This window comes from Luteibacter sp. OK325, from assembly GCF_003050935.1.
In the GTDB taxonomy this organism is placed as follows: Bacteria; Pseudomonadota; Gammaproteobacteria; order Xanthomonadales; family Rhodanobacteraceae; genus Luteibacter.
In genome coordinates this window covers 46,817-66,295 of sequence record NZ_QAOX01000004.1, presented here as the reverse complement: position 1 = coordinate 66,295, position 19,479 = coordinate 46,817, and the positions used below count along the sequence as shown (strand labels likewise).

Below are 19,479 nucleotides of genomic sequence, written 5' to 3'. Positions count from 1 at the left end.
CGGCGAATCAGCGGACAGTGGCGCCCGGTGCCGCGCCCTGGTCGGCATCGAGCAGGAACAGGTCCGCGCCACCGTCGCCCGCGGAAAGGATCATGCCTTCGGACAAGCCGAAGCGCATCTTGCGCGGCGCGAGGTTGGCGATGAAGACCACGTTGCGACCGACCAGCGTTTCCGGCTCGCCATAGGCGGCGCGGATACCGGAGAAGATCTGGCGCTTGCCCAGCGGACCGCCGTCCAGCTCGAAGCGCAGGAGCTTGTCGGAACCTTCGACGAACTCGCAGGCCAGCACCTTGCCGATGCGCAGGTCGAGCTTGGCGAAGTCGTCGATCGAAATGGTGGCGGCGGTATCGGCGGCGGGAGCGGTATCGGTCATGGGCTTGGCGGCTTCTTTGGACTTGAACGGTTTCTTGGCGGCTGGCGCATTGGCTTTGGCCTGCTCGGCAGGCGTCAGCGATTCTTTCGATCCTTCGACCATGGCTTCGATCTTCTTCGGATCGAGACGGCCGAACAGCGGGGAGAACGCGTTGACGGTATGGCCGTGCAGTTCGCGGCGCGCGTCGGCGAAGTCGCCGATCGGCGCACCCAGGAACGCCTCGGCAGCGGCGACCGTGGTCGGCAGGATCGGCTTGAGCAGGCCGGACAACAGGCGGAAGGCGTTGATCGCGAACGAGCAGACCTGCTGCAGTTCGTCACGGCGTGCTTCGTCCTTGGCGATGACCCACGGCGCCTTGGCAGCGATATACCCATTGACGGCATCGGACATGGCAACGAAGCGGCGCGACACTTCGGCGAAGTCGTCCGCTTCGTAGACCGCTTCGATGCCTTCGTACTGCGCGAGGAGGTCGTGCCAGATCGCCTGGGCTTCGGCATCGAAACCATCGGCCAGTTTGCCGGCGAAATACGTGTGCAGGAACCCGGCGGTGCGGCTGGCGATGTTGGCCCACTTGCCGACCAGGTGCGAGTTGACACGCTCCTCGAAGGACTTGAGGTCGAGGTCGACGTCGACCGGCGTGGCGCTGAGCATCGTGGCGAAGTAGTAACGCAGGGCTTCCGGATCCAGGCCCGATGCAAGGTAGGTTCGCGCCTGGATGAAGGTGCCGCGCGACTTCGACATCTTCGCGCCGTTTACCGTCAGGTAACCATTGACGTGCAGCGCCGTCGGCACGCGCATCTTCGCGCCATGCAACATCGCTGGCCAGAACAGGCCGTGGAAGTTGATGATGTCCTTGCCGATGAAGTGGTGCATCTCAGCCGTGCTGTCAGGGCCGAGGAAGTCGTCGAAGCGCAGGTCGGTTCGGTCGCACAGGGCCTTGAACGAGGCGAGATAACCCACCGGCGCATCGAGCCAGACGTAGAAGAACTTGCCCGGCGCATCGGGAATCGGGAAGCCGAAGTAGGGCGCGTCGCGGGAGATATCCCAGTCGCGCAGGCCGCCATCGAGCCACTCGGCGAGCTTGGCCGAAACGCTGCTGTGGGCGACAGATTTGCCGCCAGTGAGCTTGCCGGCGAACCAGTCGCGCAGCAGCTGCTCGAACTTGCCCAGTTCGAAGAAGTAGTGCTCGGAGTCGCGCAGGATGGGCGTGGCACCAGACATCACCGAATAGGGATTGATGAGGTCGGTGGGCGCATAAGTGGCGCCGCAGTTTTCGCAGTTGTCGCCGTACTGGTCGGGCGTGCCACAGTTCGGGCAGGTGCCCTTGATGTAGCGGTCCGGCAGGAACATGTCGCGCTCGGGATCGTATAGCTGCTGGATGTCGCGGCGGGCGATATAACCGGCGTCGCGCAGGCGCGTGTAGATCGAAGTCGCGAGTTCGCGATTCTCCGGCGAATGCGTCGTGTGGTACTGGTCGTAGCTGAAGTGGAAGTCAGTGAAATCCGCTTCGTGACCCGCGCGGATGTCCGCGATGTAGTCTTCGGGCGTCTTACCGACTTTCTCGGCCGCGAGCATGATCGGGGTGCCGTGGGCGTCTTCGCCGGCGACATACCAGACCTCGTTACCCTGCATTCGCTGCGCACCCGCCCAGATGTCGGCCTGGATATAGCCGAGCATGTGGCCCAGGTGGAGCGGGCCATTCGCGTAGGGGAGGGCGTTCGTTACGAGTATGCGGCGGGCCATGATTCGCGCGGTCGGCTGATGGACCGGGGATTATGGCATGGAGGGTAATGTGGGAGCCGCTTCAGCGGCGATCGAGGCAATGTGGGAGCCGCTTCAGCGGCGATCGAGGCAATGTGGGAGCCGCTTCAGCGGCGAGAAACCAACGGAGCGGAGATGCAGCAGCCCCTAATCGCCGATAAATCGGCTCCCACAGTTATCGCGAGCACCGTTCGCCGATGAATCGGCTCCTACAACGAGTGGAACGCCTGGCTTATTCGGCCCGCACCCATTCCTGGCTGCGGCCCATCAGCGAGAAGCCGATGTAGCCGTGGACGTCGAGCTTCTTGCCGCTGTCCTCGAGCTTGAGCGTGACCTTGTAGATCTTGCCCTTGGCCGGATCCAGGATCTGGCCGCCGGACCATTCGTCGCCGTCCTTCTTCAGGCCCCACATGATGGTCATGCCTTCGATGGGCTTGTTCTTGCGCTCGCCGTCGCATTTTTTGCAAACAGGGTGGGGCTCATTGGGGTCGTCCGGCTTGAGTACCTGGAGCACCTTGCCCTGGAGCAGGCCACCCTCTTCGGTGATCTCCACGATGGACTTCACTTGCTTGGTTTCGTCGTCGATGGTCTTCCACTTGCCGACCGGCGTGTCGTTGGCAGCCAGGGCGGGGAGGGCGCTCGCGGCGAAGGCGAGGGCGAAGGTGGCGCGGATCAGCGGCTTCATGTCTTGCGGGACTCCCCATACGGTCAGGTATGGCCGGAGCCTGACGAGGACCATCGCGGGCGTCAAGCTGCATCGCGCCAGAGGGCGGCCCCGATGGGCAAGCCCGGCGGGAGAGGGCACGCACTGGCATAATGGGTGATCTCCGATTTTGCCCAAATCTCCCCATGACCCAGCCCACCGAAACCCTCGTACGCGGTCTGCTCGATCGTGTCATCGATCCTCATTCCGGCCAGGCCCTGAGCGCCGCGGTCCGCGCCGTGGGCGTCGACGGCAGCCGCGTGTCGGTCGACATCCAGCTCGGTTACCCCGCGGTGGGCTACGTGGAGCGGGCTGCCGCCGAGGCGAAAGCTGCGCTGGAAGCCGATCCGGCCATCGAGACGGCTGCCGTCTCGGTCACGTGGCGCGTCCACGCGCATAAGGTTCAGGGCCAGCTGGCGCCCCTGCCGGGCGTCAAGAACATCATCGCCGTCGCCTCAGGCAAGGGCGGGGTGGGTAAGTCCACTGTCTCGGTAAACCTGGCGCTGGCCCTGGTCGCCGAAGGCGCCACGGTAGGCATCCTGGATGCCGACATCTACGGCCCCAGCCAACCGCGCATGCTTGGCCTCACCGGCAAGCCGAGCTCGCCGGACGGTAAAAGCATCGTGCCGATGCGTGCCCATGGCCTGCAGGCCATGTCCATCGGGGTGCTGATCGAGGAGGACACGCCGATGATCTGGCGCGGCCCGATGGTCACCCAGGCACTCATGCAGCTGCTGACCGACACCCGCTGGGAAGAACTCGATTACCTGATCATCGACCTGCCTCCGGGCACCGGTGACATCCAGCTGACGCTCTCGCAGAAAGTGCCGGTTTCCGGTGCTGTCATCGTCACCACCCCGCAGGACATCGCGCTACTCGATGCCCGCAAGGCGCTGGGCATGTTCCGCAAGGTGGAGGTGCCGGTGCTCGGCGTGGTCGAGAACATGGCGACGCACATCTGCTCGAACTGCGGCCATGAAGAGCACATCTTCGGTCAGGGTGGCGGGGCGCGCATGGCGGCGGAAGCCGGTATCGCCTACCTCGGCGACCTGCCGCTGGATATCCGCATCCGCCAGCAGTCGGACGAGGGAAAGCCCACCGTGGCCGCCATCCCGGATTCCGACCTGACCGCCCGCTACCGGGCTATTGCGCGCTCGACCGCGGCCCGACTGTCGCTGCAGGCCCGCAACAAGGCCATTTCCTTCCCCAAGATCGTCATCCAGAACACGTAAGTAGCGTGTTCGACGGCGTTCCTATACCTTTCCGGCTCCAGCGAGGGAGATCAGTTAGTGAGCATCAAGTCCGACAAGTGGATCCGCCGCATGGCTGCGGAGCACGGCATGATCGAGCCGTTCGCCCCTGGCCAGGTCAAGGAGCGCGACGGCCACCGTCTGGTGTCCTACGGCACCTCGAGCTACGGCTACGACGTCCGCTGCGCCGCCGAATTCAAGGTGTTCACGAACATCAACTCGACCATCGTGGATCCGAAAGCCTTCGATGAGCGCAGCTTCGTCGACGTGCATTCGGATGTCTGCATCATCCCGCCGAATTCCTTCGCACTGGCGCGCACCGTTGAGTACTTCCGCATTCCGCGTCAGGTGCTCACGATCTGCCTGGGCAAGAGCACGTATGCCCGCTGCGGCATCATCGTCAACGTAACGCCGCTGGAGCCGGAGTGGGAGGGCCATGTCACGCTGGAGTTCTCCAATACCACGCCGCTGCCCGCCAAGATCTACGCTAACGAGGGCGTCGCCCAGATGCTTTTCCTCGAGTCCGACGAGGAATGCGAAGTTTCTTACGCCGACCGCGGTGGCAAGTACCAGGGACAGCGCGGCGTCACGCTCCCGAGCACCTGAACGGCTCTTCACGTCGCAGACGCGCCCGACACGGGCGCGGGTTAAACTCGCCCCTTCCACGCCCTACTGAATGCACGGAGACACGCATGATCCGAGTTCCCACCCTGATGGCCCGCGCCGCCGCGGCGATTCTCCTCGCCAGCATGCTCGTGCTTGCCGGCTGCCACAGTGGCGTCTCGAAGAACGACCACATCGCCACGACGCAGGGTCAGTTCGACTACACCATCAAGGCGTATAAGAGCGGCCAGTTCATCGTCGACGGTGCCGTGCTGTCGGCCGCCGATACCGGCAGCCACTTCGCCTACCTGAAGGACCAGGGCAAGTTGCCGAAGACCGTGCTCGTGCTGCCCAGCGACGACTCGAAAATCCGTGACAACCATCTCGGCTTCATGGCCCGCATGGCGCTGGATTACAACTTTGCCGTGTACTACGACAAGAAGGGCGAACTGGTTCGCCTGAACGCCGTCGAATCCGACGCCCGCCAGCTGGAAGACACGCCGCAGAAGGGCACGCTGCCCGACCGCATGCAGGGTAAGGAAGCGTCCAGCAGCCCGTACGACACCCAGAACGGCGGCGGTCAGGCCGGCCAGCGCTAAACCCTCGGAATTGTAGGAGCCGATTCATCGGCGAATAGGTACATGTGGGAGCCGCTTCAGCGGCGAAAAGGACATGTGGGAGCCGCTTCAGCGGCGAAAAGGTACATGTGGGAGCCGCTTCAGCGGCGAAAAGCCAACGGAGCGGTATAGCCGTATCGCCTTTCGCCGATGAATCGGCTCCCACATCGCCGATGAATCGGCTCCCACATCGCCGATGAATCGGCTCCCACATCGCCGATGAATCGGCTCCCACATCGCCGATGAATCGGCTCCTACAAAAGCTTCCGCCGCAGCGCCTCGACTAGACGCTCGGCCTCGCCCTCGGCATAGGCCTCAGCCTTTCCCGACCCCCACACCGGCCCCGGCCACGCGGCATCGTCAACGCGGCGCGCCACGACGTGGACGTGCAACTGCCGCACGATATTGCCCAGCGCACCGATATTGAGCTTGTCGCACGGTGCGAGGGCCCGCAGGGCGCGGCCAGCGGCATCGACTTCCCGCCAGAGCAACGCCCGCTCGTCCTCCGCCAGGTCTGACACCTCGACCAGCGCGGAACCGCGCGGCACCAGGACCAGCCAGGCGAACCGGCTGTCCCGCATCAGCAGCACACGGCACAGCGCCAGGTCGCCGACGACAAGGGTGTCACCGGCGAGGCGGGCATCGAGTTCGAACGGCGCGCTCACGCCAGTTCGCGCGCGAAGAACGACAGGGTGCGCTCCCAGGCCAGCTTCGCGCTGGGCTCGTCATAGCTGCCGCGCACATCGCAGTTGAAGCCGTGGTCGGCGGGATACACCCAGGTGTCCATCTCCGGCTTCAGCTCGCGGTGCTTTTCCACCATCTCCGGCGGGATCGAGTGGTCGCGTTCGCCGAAGTGGAAGATCACGTTGGCTCTGGCCGGTTCGGTCAGGAAGGGCAGGTTGCGCGAGCCGTAGTAGCTGGAGGAGGGCAGGCCGAGCCGCAGGGCGGCCAGCGCAGCCACGGTGCCGCCCCAGCAGTAACCGACCGTACCCACCTTGACCTTGTACTGGTCGGCGATGAGCGCGGCTGCGATGCCCACGTCTTGGAGGGGGCGCAGGAGGCCGAGTTCGCCGATGTACTTCACGCCTTTCTGCATGCCGTCCTGGTCGTAGCCCAGCTCCACGCCCTTCTGCACGGGGTCGAAGAGCGCAGGAGCGATGGCGACATAGCCCTCGGCGGCGAAACGGTCGGCCACGCTGCGGATGTGGGCGTTGACGCCAAAAATCTCCTGAATGACCACGATGCCGCCCTTGGGCGTGCCCACCGGCTCGGCCAGATAGGCATCGATGCTCTCGTGTGGGCGGGAGGTGTCGAGGATAAGCGTGCGGCCCATGAGGGTGGATCTCCGTGGCTGTGAGAAAGGTTCCCAAGCGTAACCGGCAGAGAGTGTCCATGGTGTGGCGGCGAGGGGGCTATAATGCCCGGTTTCCCATCCCCGGTACCCACGGCAATGTCCCAGGCCGCACCCAAAGTCGGTTTCGTCAGCCTCGGCTGCGCCTAATGCACTGTATATATACAGGGCTGTCTACTGACAGATCGCTTGGTTCGTCATGGGGCGCAGGAGATATTTGGGCCATCGAGGCGCTGTTCATGTTCATAGGCCACGACGACCCCTTTGGGACTAATCAAGCCCCTGCGATCTTCAATAAGGACTACTTCGCTGACGGTCTTATGTTGATCGAATAAGCAATAGAGGTAATCTTCCAAGCGTCCTTAGTTGCGACCAATGTCCAGTACGTATGCCCATATCCTTGGGGAATCTCATAGTCGTACTCGATAGAGGCAGCGGCGCCGTCAGTATGCACAGTCAGATTGGAAATTTTTTCCGCCGTAGTCTGCGCTGCTGTGTCGCCGACTGACTGCTTGGCTGCCGAGTTAGCGTAAATCTTCGGTGCTTTGCCGCCGCTGGCAGCAGTCATTCTGGCGAAAGAGGTTGAACCTACTGCTCCCACCACGGGGACGTTTCCGTCGTAATAAAAGCTGAGCAGCTTGGCTGTGTCCTTCTTGACCATTGCCTGGTTGTAGGCAACTGCCAACTCCCTTAGCTGAGCAATAGCATCCGATGGCCCCACGTCATGCGTTCCCTTAGCGCTGATAGATGGATCAGAGTTCTGCCTGATAGGCGCGGAGTCTTGTGCCTGCGCAGCGATACCCACAAGAATAAGCATTATTGATGCAATGAATTTCATACGATCCCCTTCCTTGACAAGGAAGCCTCCCACTGAGACTTGACCTGAATAGAGGACAAGTCAGTGGCGTCCCAGTTCAATCTGACCACCGGTGAGCTTTTGAGCTTTCTTGCGCGTAGAACTGATCTTAGCTGAGTACCATACCCGGACGTGCGCTTTACGGTTAGGTTTACGTTGTTCGGTCATGTTCGCTTTCAACCCAAAGCGGACATGACTTTGCCAGAAATGGGCGCTGGTTTTTGGCCGCCAGGATGTCGGCCATATTTCCAATCTGCCGCCTGCCGACATGTCCAATTGCCGGAGCTACTTAAGCAAATTTGGCCTCGTGGATGGTCTTGCGATTCACGATCCAAGGCCTAGCACTTCAGCGCGTTCTTTTGTGATGATCTACCTGCCTTTTGCAGAGGGTAGCCACCTGTCGGCGTACTGCGCCGGCGTTCATGGATGACTGGAGAATTGCCACATGTCGATCAAGTTTGTGCAGCGTCAGACACCTCGCTTCTTCGGGAAACTGGCGGTCCTTGCGTTCGTTTCTTTTTCGATTCCGCTCGTTTCGGCTGCTGAGTCAGCTACCGATAATTCTTCTTGGGAAAACAACCTTCGCCCCGCGATCGTGGAGGCCGGTCGGCCCGTTCCGCACTGGTCGCTTCACGATCGGATGGCGTACTACCACATTCCCGGCGTTGCCGTCGCGGTGCTGCGCAATGGCAAGGTTTGGCAGGTGAAGGGGTACGGGCTCCGGGAAGCTGGCACGAATGACAAAGTCGATGGCGATACGCTGTTTTCGGCTGGCTCGATCAGTAAGGTAGCGACGGCCATGATGATCCTGCGCATGGTGCGGGCAGGGAAGCTGGACCTTGACCGCAACATCGATACCTACCTGACGAGCTGGCATGTTCCGGCCACCAAGGACACGCCCCATCCCGACGTAACCCTGCGCATGCTGATGTCGCATACCTCCGGGTTCAACGTGGGCGGCTTTCCTGATTTCCTGCCTCAGGAGCAAGTGCCAACCTTGCTGCAAACGCTGGATGGTCTGCCGCCTGCGAAACACCATGCCGTTCGACTTATCTACTCGCCAGGCTCGCGCTACGCCTATTCGGGAGGAGGCATCGAGGTGGAGCAGCAGCTACTCGAAGACATGACCCACACCGATTTCGCCACGGCGGCCCACACCTGGTTGCTCGATCCGCTGCATATGCAGCGCAGCACGTTTGAGAGCCCCTTGTCGGCCTCGCGCGGCAATATCGCCAAGGCCCACGATGAGCAAGGCAAGCTCATCGCGTTGCCGCGTGGCTGGCAGTCGTTTCCCGAGCAGGCCGCTTCGGGACTTTGGACGAGCGCGAACGAGCTCGGTGCCATGGTTGCCATGCTGATCGAGAGCTATCAGGGGCATAACGGGTTCCTGTCGCGCGCCCTTGCCACACAAATGATGAGCCCCGTCTCGCCCAGCCCTCAGGGGCTTGGACCGGAGCTGCTGGGATCGGGTAACGGACGGGTTTTCTTCCACAGCGGCTCCAACGATAACTACCGCGCCTGGATGGAGGGTTACCTGGAGACAGGCGACGGCTTCGTGATCCTTACCAACAGCCCCAACGGTGCCCGTCTGCGCCTGGAAATCCGGCATGCGTTGTCCGACATGATCGGTCAGGGCGTGGATCCGGTATTACATGCTGTTTCACTCGATCCCGCGGATGTCTCCTATGCGGACTACCAGGGCACGTATCGCCTGGATAACAGCGTGCCTATGGACGTTCGCGGTCGACTCGCCGATGACTTCGATGCCGACTCGTTTCAGATCACGATGTCCCACGGCAAGGCATCGATGCGAGTGCCGGGCGACGATAACGTGCACCAGCTAGAGGCCCTGTCGCCGACACGCTTCGTCGATCCGGATTCCGACTCCATGCCTCTCATGCAGCTTGAGTTTCATCGCGACGCACGCGGTAAGGTCCGGGCCGCTAGCGTGGAAAGCGGCGATTATCGTGCCTACTACCGGCGCCAGTAGGGGGCAGACCTTGCGTTGTAGATGTCTCAGCCAGCGCCGCGACTGGCTCGGATGCGCCCGGATGCGCCCGGATACAGTCGGAACTGGCGTGAAGGGCCGGCCGGCCGCGTGGCCGTCAACCGGCTATAATGCCCGGCTTCCTACACCCCGGTACCCACGGCAATGTCCCAGGCCGCACCCAAAGTCGGTTTCGTCAGCCTCGGCTGTCCGAAAGCGCTCGTCGACTCCGAACGTATCCTCACCCAGCTCAAGGTCGAGGGCTACGAGATCGTCCCGAGCTACGGCGAGGCCGATGCCGTGGTGGTCAACACCTGTGGCTTCATCGACTCCGCTGTGCAGGAATCGCTGGATGCCATCGGCGAAGCGCTGCATGAGAACGGCAAGGTGATCGTCACCGGCTGCCTCGGCAAGCGCTCGGAACTCATCCGCGAAAGCTACCCGGATGTGCTCTCGATCAGCGGTCCGCAGGACTACGCCAGCGTGATGAGCGCGGTGCATCTGGCCATTCCGCCGACGCGCAACAAGTTTCTCGACCTGGTGCCGGACATCGGCGTGAAGCTCACGCCCAAGCACTACGCCTACCTGAAGATTTCCGAAGGCTGCAATCACCGTTGCAGCTTCTGCATCATCCCGTCGATGCGCGGCGACCTCGTCAGCCGTCCGGTCGACCAGGTGCTGATGGAAGCGGAGAAGCTGGCGAAGGGCGGCGTGAAGGAACTGCTCGTCATCTCGCAGGACACCAGCGCCTACGGCGTGGATGTTCGCTACGCCGAGCGCGAATGGCGCGGTAAGTCATATCGCACGCGCATGACCGAACTCTGCGAAGGTCTCTCCGAGCTCGGTATCTGGACGCGCCTGCACTACGTCTACCCGTACCCGCACGTCGACGAGATCATGCCGTTGATGGCCGACGGCAAGATCCTTCCGTATCTCGACATTCCGTTCCAGCACGCCAGCCCGCGCATCCTCAAGCTGATGAAGCGCCCGGGCAACGTCGACAAGACGCTCGAACGCATCCAGAACTGGCGCCGCCAGGTTCCGGATCTCACCATCCGCAGCACCTTCATCGTCGGCTTCCCCGGCGAGACCGACGCCGAATTCCAGGAGCTTCTCGGTTTCCTTCGTGAAGCCGAACTCGACCGTGTCGGTGCGTTCGCCTACTCGCCGGTGGATGGCGCGAAGGCAAACGATCTCCCCGGTCAGATCGACGAAGAATTGAAGGAAGACCGTCTCGAGCAGTTCATGGCCGTGCAGGCGGAGATTTCCGCGGCCAAGCTTCAGCGCAAGGTCGGCAGCACGATCAAGGTGCTGATCGATGAGATCGACGCCGAGGGTGCCTGGGGCCGTTCCAGTGCCGACGCGCCGGAAATCGACGGTGCCGTGCGCATCGACGATGGCCAGATGCTCAAGCCGGGTCAGTTCGTCGACGTGCTCGTGGAAGAAGCCGACGCGCACGACCTCTACGGTCGTCTGGCTTAAGTCCCATGCGGTACGTGGCGCCCTCGCGTGACATGCTCGAGCGGAGTGTGCTCGTGTCGCCGCCACTGTCCCATTGGGATGAATTCGCCGCGCTGATCGACGGGCCCACGTGGCCCGCGGTCGACGCGCTGAATGCGTTGCTCCCGGACGCCTCGGATATCCGCTTCGTCACGCAGGACCCCGCGCTCCTCACCGATGGCCTGCACTACGAGGAGCGCATCGCCCGCCGTGGCGCCATCGCCACGCGAGCGGAAAACTGGCACGACCTGTTCAACGCCTTCGTCTGGCTTCGCCATGGCGCGCTCAAGCGTGCGTTGAACGCGCGGCAGATGGCAGAGATCGCCCTGATGGGTCCGCGCCAGCGGTCGCGCGCGCAGTGCGCGCTAACGCATTTCGACGAGGCAGGCATGGTCGTGACCTTGCAGGACCCGGCCATGCTCGAGGCGTGGGACGCGCACGACTGGCACACGTTGCTCTGGACCCATCGCGAGGCATGGATGGACGGACGGGCGCGTGTTGAGATCTTCGGCCATGCGCTGCTCGAACATGCGCTCACGCCAGACAAGCTTCTGGTCGGCAAGGCCCTTGTGGTCATGGGCGAGGGCGACGCCAGCGCGGTGTGCGCCCAAGCGATCGCTGCTGCCGCCGTGCTCAACGATCCGCAGGAGCTGCGTCCGTTGCCCGTATCGGGCGTACCAGGCTGGCACGCCGAAACGAACCAGGAGTCGTTCTACACGACTGCGCCGTGTTTCCAGCCGCTGCGTGCGGGCCGGACGTATCCGGCGCCGCTACAGGCCGGCGTCTAGATCAGGCCGTGGTCGCGCACGAAATCGCCCAGCAGGCTGTCGTGATCGACACCGAGCTTACGCATGGCGTCGCGCTTCTGCCGGCTGATGGTTTTCACCGACTTGCCTTCCTGCTCGGCTATCTGCTGTAGCGACATGCCGTTGACGAACATACGGATGACCTCCGCCTCGCGCGGCGACAGCGGTGTGCCGGGCATGGCCACCGAGGATTCGTCGGCCTCATTGAGGATGTCGAGCAGGGTTTCGCTGAGGTAGGTTTCTCCATCGGCCACGGCGCGCGCCGCGGTCGCCAGCTCATCCATCGGGGCCCGTTTGTCGATGATGCCGCGGGCGCCACGGCTCAGCATGGCCTGCAACGCGGCGGGACGGTTGATCATGGTCAGCACGACCAGGGCGACGTGCGGATAAGCCTTCGTGATGGTCTCGAGAAGCGGGAATCCGTCGTCCTGCCGATCGCTCGGCATGAGAAAATCCGTAATGACCACGTCGCATTCGTGCTCTGCGAGCATGCTCAAAAGCTCGTCCGCTGCCTTGGCGGCACCGACGACCTCGATGTGCGCGTTCTCCAGCGCAAGCCTTCCCCCAACCAGAACCAGGGGGTGATCGTCTGCCAGAATGACCTTGAGTGGCATGCCTTGTGTTCTCCTGTTGGCGTGTCAACGCGGCGTATAGAGCTGATTATGCCTATGAAGTTCCCCTGACGAAGCCTGTGACGTGATTCGACGAATCCTCCTGTTAATACTGGTTGTGCTCGCCGGTCCGGTCTCGGCCAGGCCCGATACGCCGCTGCCCCGCGAAGACAGCGACTGGCTGCGCCGGCACCCGGTGCTGACCGTGGGCGCGTATCGCGAAGGCTACCCGCCGTTCGAGGAGTTGCATGACGGCGAGCTGGAAGGCCTGGGGCCGGATTACCTGCACGAGATCGCCGGTGAGCTCGGGGTCACGTTACAGACTCGCGTGTTCGCCTCCTGGCCGGATTTGCTAAAGGCGCTCGCTCGGGGCGAGATCGACGTGGCCACGTCGGTCACGCCGCTTGAACAGGGCATGCCGGGTATTCGGGTAGGGGCGACCTATTTCGAGTCGCTGCCCGCGCTGGTCGAGCGTGTCGACGTGCCGATCATCCACCGCCCGGGTGAACTGAGTGGCAAGCGCCTTGCCGTGCATACCGGCTATTTCGACATCGGCGCGCTGCGTCGCGAACTGCCCGAGACCACGCTGGTGGAAACCGGCTCGACCGCCGAGGCGCTCGCCCTAGTGCGGTCCGGCAGTGTCGCCGCGTATATCGACAACCCGTACTCGGCCCGCGAATTCGTGTCGCGCCTGGGGCTCGAGAACGAACTGCGCGTGGGCGGTCCGCTGGCCTTGCCGATCAGCGCGCTGGCTTTCGCCGTACCGGCCGATCGCGCCCCGCTGGGTGATGCGATAGACCACGCGTTGGGCGAGCTCACCGCCGCCGACCACGGGCGCCTGCGCGCCCGTTGGGTCGGTCGCGATATTGCCCCCCGGCCTCGCCAGGCGGGCATTCCACTGAGCGAGCGCGAGAAAGCGTGGCTCGGCACGCTCCCGCCGCTGCGACTCGGGGTCGACCCCAGCTATGCGCCTTTCAGCCTGATCACGGGGCAGGGCGAGGCGGAGGGCCTGTCGCTCGACTACGTGCGTGAGATTGCCGCCGAGCTGGGTATCCGGATTACCCAGGTGCCTAGTGAGAACTGGGCCGGCACGGTGGATCGGGTGAAGAAGGGCGAGGTGGACCTGGTCGCCGCCATTAACCCGCAGAGCGCGACCTTTCCGTTTCTTGAAGCGAGCGTGCCCTACCTCGACTTCCCGATCATGATTGTCACCCGCGAGGGCGCGCCGACCATCGCCGGTCGTGACGACCTTACGGGCAAGCGCGTCATCGCGAACATGGCGCGTGAGCCTATCCGGCGCCTGCTCGCACGCATTCCGGGCGTGCAGGCGGTCGCGGTGGATACCGAAGCCGAAGGCCTGCGCCGGCTCGCGGCCGGGGAAGGGGATGCATTCGTCGGCAACCTGGCATCGATCGACTACCTGATTCGAGAAAACTTCCTTGGTCAGCTGAAAGTCGCCGCGCCGACGGGTGAGTCCGAGGCGATCGCGATCGGTGTGCGGCGCGAGCTGGCCCCGCTGTTGCCGCTGATCAATCGGGTGCTGGTGAATCTTTCCACGCACCGCCAGCAGGAGATCCGCAATACCTGGTTCGCCTCGCATTACGTCGTCGGTCCGACGTGGCGCGAGGTCGCCGGGCGCGTGTTGCCCTTCGTCGCGGTGCTGCTGTTCTCGCTTATTGCCATCAGCTACGCGTATCTCAACCTGCGCCGTGAAACGCGTCGTCGCGAGCGGACCGAGCGCAGGCTCGCCGAAGTCACCGCCCATGTACCAGCGGTGGTCTACGAAGCCGTGCGTGGCACGGAAGGCGGCTACGCCATGACCTACGTCGGTGGCGATCCACAGCGCGTGCTTGGCATGGAGCCCGGCGAGTTACTCAGCGGTGGTGAAGCCATGCTGGCGCCGGTACCGCCGGAAGACCGCGAAGCCCTGCGTGCGGCCTTCGAACGCTCGGCACGTGAACTCACGCCCGTGCACGTCACGGTACGTGCGCAGGTCGGTGGTCGCGTGCGCTACCTCAGTTCGGACGCCGTCCCGCTGGCTGCCGCCGACGGCACCGTACGCTGGAATGGTTACTGGGTGGATGTCACTGCGCAAGAACAGGCCGCGCGTGGCCTTGCGCACGCCCGCGATGAGGCCGAAGCGGCCACGCGCGCCAAGAGCGATTTCCTTGCCACGATGAGTCACGAAATCCGCACGCCGATGAATGGCGTGATCGGCCTGCTCGACGTGCTCGAACGCACGCGGCTGGATACGGAGCAACGCAAGATGGTCTCGACCATCGAGCACTCCGCGGAGGCTTTGCTGCATATCCTCGACGACGTGCTCGACTTCTCGAAGATCGAGGCGGGCCATCTCACCTTCGATCCTCGTCCGTCCGACCCGCGCAGCATCGTCGAGGGTGCGGTGGCCATCCTTGCCGCGCAGGCGGAAGCCAAGGGGCTCGCCTTGCAGACGTGCTTCGATGAGGCGCTCGCGCCCGGCGTGATGGTGGATGACGGGCGGCTGCGCCAGGTGTTGCTCAACCTCATCGGCAACGCGATCAAGTTCACGGCGTCCGGCGAAGTGCGCGTGGAGGTGCGGGTCGACGAAACCCTGGCTTCGCGGCAGCGGTTGCGCTTTATCGTTGCCGATACCGGCATCGGCATCCACGCGGCCAAGCTGCGTCACGTATTCGCGCCTTTCAGCCAGGCCGAGTCGTCCACGACGCGGCGGTTCGGCGGCACCGGCCTGGGCCTGAGTATTTCGCGGCGGTTGATCGAGCGCATGGGTGGCCACATCGCCATCGACAGCGAGCCGGGGCAGGGTACGACGGTGACCGTGACACTGGATCTCCCCGTGACGGAGCTGCCTTTGCCAAGTGTGGACATGCGCGCGGATGCGCCTGCGCCCGCGCTCCCGCTCCGTCCCGACGCGCGCATCCTGCTGGCGGAGGATCACCCGGTAAACCAGGCGCTCGTGCGCGTGCAACTGGGTCTTCGCGGTTACACATGCGATGTGGTCGAAGACGGCGTTGCGGCGATGGAGGCGATGGAAGCGCAGCACTACGATCTTCTCCTCGTCGACTGCCACATGCCGCGCATGGACGGCTATGCCGTGGCGCGAGAAGTGCGTCGCCGCGAGGCGGGTACGGGGCGGCATCTTGCGATCATCGCGATGACCGCGGACGCACGCGTCGACCAACGCGAGCTTTGCCTGGCTGCGGGCATGGACGACCTCCTGCGCAAGCCGATCCGGCTCGAGGCATTTCACGCCATGGTCGCCCGTTGGCTGGAGGAGGACGCTGCGCCGGAGCCGGCCATCGATATGGACCGCCTGCGGCGGGCGTTTGGCTCGGACGAAAACATCGCCAGTGTGATTCGCGCGGGTGCGGATGCGACGCGGGAGGCTTTGGCTCGACTGTCGCCCGTGATCGAGCGCGGCGATCGCGAAGAAGTCGCGGGATGGATTCACCACGTGCTGGGCGGGGTGAATGTCTTCGGCGCGTCGAAGGTCGCCGAAGACGGCGAGCGGATGGAGTTGGCGCTGCGCGAGGGGGCTGACGTCGATCTGCCAGCCGTTGAGTTATTCGCCGGCGATGTGGCGCGATTTACCGATGGGTTGGAGCGTGTCGCACGCTCCTTGTAGGAGCCGATTCATCGGCGATAGCCAGGTTCCCTCGAGTCCCATCGCCGGCATAGGCGGCTCCCACAAAAAAACATTCCCTCAGAGGTACTCGACGGAGACGACGGCGAACCGCGTACGTCCACCCGGCAAATCGGCATCGAACTCATCGTCGACGCGCTTTTTCAGCACCGCACGCGCCATCGGCGAATCGATGCTGATCCAACCCTTGCGGGCGTCCGTCTCGTCGGGCCCGACAATGCGGTAGCGCACCGTTTCACCACTCTCGACGTTCTCTATTTCCATCGTTGCGCCGAAGAAGACGGCGTCGCGTTGCGACGCCACGGCTTCGACCACCTGCAGTACCGGAATGCGCTTGCTCAGGTAACGCGCACGACGATCGATCTCGCCGAGCTGCTTCTTTCGATAGGTGTACTCCGCATTCTCCGAGCGGTCGCCTTCCGCCGCGGCCGCGGCCAGCGCCTTGACGACTTCCGGCCGCACGGTGTGCCAGAGGTGGTCGAGTTCGCTTTTCAGGCGTTCAAAGCCGTCACGCGTGATGATCGCGGTCGATGACGGCGCCGGCGGACGCCAGCGGCTCATGACGATACCTTCGGCGTTGCAGTGAGGGTATCGAGCAGCGCCTCGATGTCCACGCGGAGCGGGTGCTCGGGGTAAGCGACCAGCAGGCGCCGACCCAGTGCGGCCGCCTCGGCCGGTTCGCGCTGACGCTCGTGCATGCGCACGGCAAGCAGGCCGTAGTGCGGCGCGCCCATATCACCCGGCCATGAGCGCAGGTAGCCCAGGGCGAGGTGCAGGGCGAGTCGGGTCATGCCGCCGTGGGCCGCCGTATCCGCAAGGGATCCGCAGGTGATCGTCGCATCGGGAAGAAACACGGGGTCGACGTCGATGCAGTCCTGCACCACACCCAGCGCACGACGTTCCTCGTGCGATTGCACGAGCGCGGCGATCCATATCTGGCCATGCACGAGCAGCTCGGGAAGGCGACCCTGCACCCGCAGCAGTTCGCGATAGCGCGTGTGCATCGCCACGGGCGCGATGCCCTCGCGCAGGCGCTCGGTGAGAATGTCGGTGGCGCCCGGGATATCGTCGCGGGCGATCAGGTTCACATGCCCCAGGAGTGCGACGTCATCGTCCGGATTCGCAGCGTCGGCGATCACCTCGGATTCGGGCTGGTAACCCAACGTCTCGTGGCGATGATGGATAAGCGCGCCCATGAGGTGAAAGGTGTAGATGGTGAGGTAGTTGGCAATGATGTAAAACACGGCGGTGCCCAGGAAGGCGGGGCCGTGCTCGGCAAGGGCATACAAGGCGCCGGCCTGGAGCAAAGTGGCTGCCGTTACGACCACGAACAACAGCAGGTAGTCGCTTCCAAGGCGTCCCACCACCCTGATCCAGGTGAACGGATTCAGCGCCGCCTCGACGCCGTCGAAGGTCAGCGACATCGTCATGATCGGCAACACGAAGGCGAAGACCGGCAAGACCAGTAGCCCCGGGGCGCCGAAATAGAGTGTCGCGAGCACAGCGAGGGCATTGCCCGTGAGCTGGATGGCGATAAGCGCAACGCTGGTGCGGTCGTCCGTGTTGAGAGCCACCTCCGGTGGATCGGCGAAGCCATCCGCGGTATGCCGCAGGCACTCGATCGCATAGGTATAGGTCGCGATCCAGCCGAAGAACATGACGATCAGGCGCAGGAACGTGATGGGAAAAAACGTCAGCAGCTCGAATGCAGCGACGGCGACGATCGTGACCGGTGCGGCGCCGCGTAACGGGTAACGCACGCCGATGAGGATCCGCTGCGCAAAGGGTGTGCTGGCATCGGCAAGCGCGTGTCGCGGCATGGTCAGCGCTTTCCACCGAAGATGCTGCCGAGGATCCCGCGGACGATCTGCTGGCCGGCGCGCGATCCGGCCGTGCGCACCATGGACTTGGCCATGGTCTCGATCATGCCCTGGCGACGGTTGGTGCCGAAGACGGCATCCCGCACGGCGCCACTCCATCCTGCATCGACCGGCGCGTCGGCGTTCTTTCCCTTCGGCGATGTAACGGGTGGCGCGTCCGCTGCACTCTTCTGTGAGGCACGAGCCGCCAGCATTTCCTCGGCCGATTCGCGATTCACCGTCGTGTCGTATTTGGCGCCGACGGGCGAGCGCGAACGCACGGCCGTGCGTTCCTCGGCCGTGATCGCACCGATGCGGCAGACGGGCGTTGCCACGAGCACTTTCTGCACCGGCGACGGCACGCCGCCATCGCCCAGGGTCGAGGCCAGCGCTTCGCCGGTACCGAGCGTGCCGATGGTCTCGACCACATCGAGCTTCGGATTGCGCGCGAACGTTTCCGCCGCGGCCTTGACCGCTTTCTGGTCGCGCGGGGTGAAAGCCCGTAGCGCATGCTGCACGCGGTTGCCGAGCTGGCCGAGGATCTCGCCCGGCACGTCGTCCGGGTTCTGCGAGCAGAAGTACACGCCTACGCCCTTGGAACGGATGAGTCGCACGACTTGCTCCACCCGCTGGCGCAGCGCTGCCGGTGCGTCGTCGAAAAGCAGATGGGCTTCGTCGAAGAAGAAGACCATCTTCGGCACGTCCAGGTCGCCCACCTCGGGCATCTGCTCGAACAGCTCCGACAGCAGCCAGAGCAGGAAGGTGGAGTACAGGCGCGGCTTCATGATCAATGTTTCGGCGGCGAGCACGCTGATGACCCCGCGGCCGCTCATGTCCTGGCGCATCAGGTCGGCCAGTTCGAGCGCCGGCTCGCCGAAGAACGAGTCCGCGCCGTCCTGCTCCAGCCTGAGCAGGGAGCGCTGGATCGCGGCGACACTCTGCGCGCTGATCAGGCCATAGCGCGAGGAGATGTCCTTGGCGTGGTCGGCGGCAAAACCAAGCATGGAGCGCAGGTCGGCAAGGTCGAGCAGGAGCAGGCCTTCGTCGTCGGCGACGCGGAAGACCACTTCCAGAACGCCTTCCTGGGTGTCGTTGAGTTCCAGGATGCGCGAGAGCAGGGTCGGTCCCATTTCCGACACGGTGGCGCGGACCGGATGGCCCAGCTTGCCGTAGATGTCCCAGAACACCACTGGATTGGCCTGGGGTTTCCAGTCGGTGAGGCCCAGCTTCGCCAGTCTGGCGGTGAGCTTGTCGGAAGGGGCGCCGGCAGCCTGCGACAGGCCGGCGAGGTCGCCCTTGGCGTCGGCGAGGAAGCAGGGCACGCCCAGCCGGGAGAAGCCTTCCGCCAGCAACATCAGCGACACGGACTTTCCCGTGCCGGTGGCGCCGGCGATCATGCCGTGCCGGTTGCCGTAGCGGGAATCCAGTTCAACGGCGGCCTCGTCGTTACGGCCGATCAGGATGTTGGGCATGGCTTCGTCCTTAAGGATGTCCTGAACAAGTTTACGCAACAGCACGCCGTTACGGAGAATTTCGCATCGCGCCGCTTGAGTCGGGGA

At 63.9% G+C, this 19,479-nt stretch carries 16 protein-coding genes; 7 read left to right on the top strand and 9 right to left on the bottom strand.

The window, feature by feature from the left end:
* Positions 1–7: 7 nt before the first annotated feature.
* Positions 8–2,116, bottom strand: a complete 2,109-nt coding sequence (metG, locus tag C8J98_RS10295) for a methionine--tRNA ligase (protein ID WP_107913122.1) — start codon at positions 2,114–2,116, stop codon at positions 8–10.
* Between the two features lie 250 nt (positions 2,117–2,366).
* Positions 2,367–2,819, bottom strand: a complete 453-nt coding sequence (locus tag C8J98_RS10290) for a DUF2147 domain-containing protein (protein WP_107913121.1) — start codon at positions 2,817–2,819, stop codon at positions 2,367–2,369.
* A 164-nt stretch (positions 2,820–2,983) separates the two neighbouring features.
* Here C8J98_RS10290 and apbC point away from each other — a divergent pair, with 164 nt between their 5' ends.
* The 3 genes from apbC (at position 2,984) to C8J98_RS10275 (ending at position 5,289) form a co-directional block, all read left to right on the top strand.
* Positions 2,984–4,069 carry an iron-sulfur cluster carrier protein ApbC gene (apbC, locus tag C8J98_RS10285; RefSeq protein ID WP_107913120.1) on the top strand — a complete coding sequence of 362 codons (1,086 nt, stop codon included), beginning with the start codon at positions 2,984–2,986 and terminating at the stop codon, positions 4,067–4,069.
* Positions 4,070–4,126: 57 nt separating this feature from the next.
* On the top strand, positions 4,127–4,693 hold the full coding sequence (gene dcd / locus C8J98_RS10280; protein WP_107913119.1) for a dCTP deaminase: 567 nt from the start codon (positions 4,127–4,129) through the stop codon (positions 4,691–4,693).
* An 86-nt stretch (positions 4,694–4,779) separates the two neighbouring features.
* Complete coding sequence (locus C8J98_RS10275; protein WP_107913118.1) at positions 4,780–5,289, top strand: hypothetical protein; 510 nt, start codon at positions 4,780–4,782, stop codon at positions 5,287–5,289.
* Positions 5,290–5,561: 272 nt separating this feature from the next.
* Here the strand turns inward: C8J98_RS10275 and C8J98_RS10270 are convergent, their stop codons facing one another.
* From C8J98_RS10270 to C8J98_RS10260, 3 genes are all read right to left on the bottom strand, one after another.
* Positions 5,562–5,972: an HIT family protein gene (locus tag C8J98_RS10270; RefSeq protein WP_107913117.1), complete on the bottom strand. Its 411-nt coding sequence runs from the start codon at positions 5,970–5,972 to the stop codon at positions 5,562–5,564.
* Positions 5,969–6,640: a dienelactone hydrolase family protein gene (locus C8J98_RS10265; protein WP_107913116.1), complete on the bottom strand. Its 672-nt coding sequence runs from the start codon at positions 6,638–6,640 to the stop codon at positions 5,969–5,971. Before C8J98_RS10265 ends, C8J98_RS10270 begins: the two co-directional genes overlap by 4 nt.
* 319 nt (positions 6,641–6,959) lie before the next feature.
* The gene (locus tag C8J98_RS10260) at positions 6,960–7,496 is read right to left on the bottom strand and encodes a hypothetical protein (RefSeq protein ID WP_107913115.1); all 537 of its coding nucleotides are present in this window, start codon (positions 7,494–7,496) and stop codon (positions 6,960–6,962) included.
* 463 nt (positions 7,497–7,959) lie between these two features.
* Between C8J98_RS10260 and C8J98_RS10255 the strand changes: the two genes are divergently transcribed.
* From C8J98_RS10255 to C8J98_RS10245, 3 genes are all read left to right on the top strand, one after another.
* Positions 7,960–9,504, top strand: a complete 1,545-nt coding sequence (locus tag C8J98_RS10255) for a serine hydrolase domain-containing protein (RefSeq protein ID WP_107913114.1) — start codon at positions 7,960–7,962, stop codon at positions 9,502–9,504.
* A gap of 162 nt (positions 9,505–9,666) precedes the next feature.
* Positions 9,667–10,983, top strand: a complete 1,317-nt coding sequence (gene rimO, locus C8J98_RS10250) for a 30S ribosomal protein S12 methylthiotransferase RimO (RefSeq protein WP_107913113.1) — start codon at positions 9,667–9,669, stop codon at positions 10,981–10,983.
* 5 nt (positions 10,984–10,988) lie between these two features.
* Positions 10,989–11,789: a DUF3025 domain-containing protein gene (locus C8J98_RS10245; protein ID WP_107913112.1), complete on the top strand. Its 801-nt coding sequence runs from the start codon at positions 10,989–10,991 to the stop codon at positions 11,787–11,789.
* Here C8J98_RS10245 and C8J98_RS10240 read toward each other — a convergent pair.
* On the bottom strand, positions 11,786–12,421 hold the full coding sequence (locus C8J98_RS10240) for a response regulator transcription factor (protein ID WP_107913111.1): 636 nt from the start codon (positions 12,419–12,421) through the stop codon (positions 11,786–11,788). The two genes, C8J98_RS10245 and C8J98_RS10240, sit on opposite strands and share 4 nt — an antisense overlap.
* 82 nt (positions 12,422–12,503) lie before the next feature.
* Between C8J98_RS10240 and C8J98_RS10235 the strand changes: the two genes are divergently transcribed.
* Positions 12,504–16,043, top strand: coding sequence for a transporter substrate-binding domain-containing protein (locus C8J98_RS10235; RefSeq protein ID WP_107913110.1), 3,540 nt, complete (start codon positions 12,504–12,506; stop codon positions 16,041–16,043).
* Between the two features lie 78 nt (positions 16,044–16,121).
* Here C8J98_RS10235 and greB read toward each other — a convergent pair whose 3' ends face one another.
* From greB to C8J98_RS10220, 3 genes are read right to left on the bottom strand one after another with little or no spacing between them, the layout of a single operon-like run.
* Positions 16,122–16,622 carry a transcription elongation factor GreB gene (gene greB / locus C8J98_RS10230; RefSeq protein ID WP_107913109.1) on the bottom strand — a complete coding sequence of 167 codons (501 nt, stop codon included), beginning with the start codon at positions 16,620–16,622 and terminating at the stop codon, positions 16,122–16,124.
* Positions 16,619–17,881, bottom strand: a complete 1,263-nt coding sequence (locus C8J98_RS10225; RefSeq protein WP_107913108.1) for a hypothetical protein — start codon at positions 17,879–17,881, stop codon at positions 16,619–16,621. The genes greB and C8J98_RS10225 overlap by 4 nt, the downstream gene beginning before the upstream one ends.
* A gap of 2 nt (positions 17,882–17,883) precedes the next feature.
* The gene (locus tag C8J98_RS10220) at positions 17,884–19,392 is read right to left on the bottom strand and encodes a helicase HerA-like domain-containing protein (protein WP_107913416.1); all 1,509 of its coding nucleotides are present in this window, start codon (positions 19,390–19,392) and stop codon (positions 17,884–17,886) included.
* Positions 19,393–19,479: the final 87 nt, after the last annotated feature.

What these genes read in the sequence shown, in the direction of transcription:
- C8J98_RS10220 (WP_107913416.1), bottom strand. Translation starts at nt 19,392, where the DNA reads ATGCCCAACATCCTGATCGGCCGTAACGACGAGGCCGCCGTTGAACTG.
- C8J98_RS10290 (WP_107913121.1), bottom strand. Translation starts at nt 2,819, where the DNA reads ATGAAGCCGCTGATCCGCGCCACCTTCGCCCTCGCCTTCGCCGCGAGC.
- greB (WP_107913109.1), bottom strand. Translation starts at nt 16,622, where the DNA reads ATGAGCCGCTGGCGTCCGCCGGCGCCGTCATCGACCGCGATCATCACG.
- C8J98_RS10275 (WP_107913118.1), top strand. Translation starts at nt 4,780, where the DNA reads ATGATCCGAGTTCCCACCCTGATGGCCCGCGCCGCCGCGGCGATTCTC.
- C8J98_RS10255 (WP_107913114.1), top strand. Translation starts at nt 7,960, where the DNA reads ATGTCGATCAAGTTTGTGCAGCGTCAGACACCTCGCTTCTTCGGGAAA.
- C8J98_RS10225 (WP_107913108.1), bottom strand. Translation starts at nt 17,881, where the DNA reads ATGCCGCGACACGCGCTTGCCGATGCCAGCACACCCTTTGCGCAGCGG.
- C8J98_RS10265 (WP_107913116.1), bottom strand. Translation starts at nt 6,640, where the DNA reads ATGGGCCGCACGCTTATCCTCGACACCTCCCGCCCACACGAGAGCATC.
- C8J98_RS10260 (WP_107913115.1), bottom strand. Translation starts at nt 7,496, where the DNA reads ATGAAATTCATTGCATCAATAATGCTTATTCTTGTGGGTATCGCTGCG.
- metG (WP_107913122.1), bottom strand. Translation starts at nt 2,116, where the DNA reads ATGGCCCGCCGCATACTCGTAACGAACGCCCTCCCCTACGCGAATGGC.
- apbC (WP_107913120.1), top strand. Translation starts at nt 2,984, where the DNA reads ATGACCCAGCCCACCGAAACCCTCGTACGCGGTCTGCTCGATCGTGTC.
- rimO (WP_107913113.1), top strand. Translation starts at nt 9,667, where the DNA reads ATGTCCCAGGCCGCACCCAAAGTCGGTTTCGTCAGCCTCGGCTGTCCG.
- C8J98_RS10240 (WP_107913111.1), bottom strand. Translation starts at nt 12,421, where the DNA reads ATGCCACTCAAGGTCATTCTGGCAGACGATCACCCCCTGGTTCTGGTT.
- C8J98_RS10245 (WP_107913112.1), top strand. Translation starts at nt 10,989, where the DNA reads ATGCGGTACGTGGCGCCCTCGCGTGACATGCTCGAGCGGAGTGTGCTC.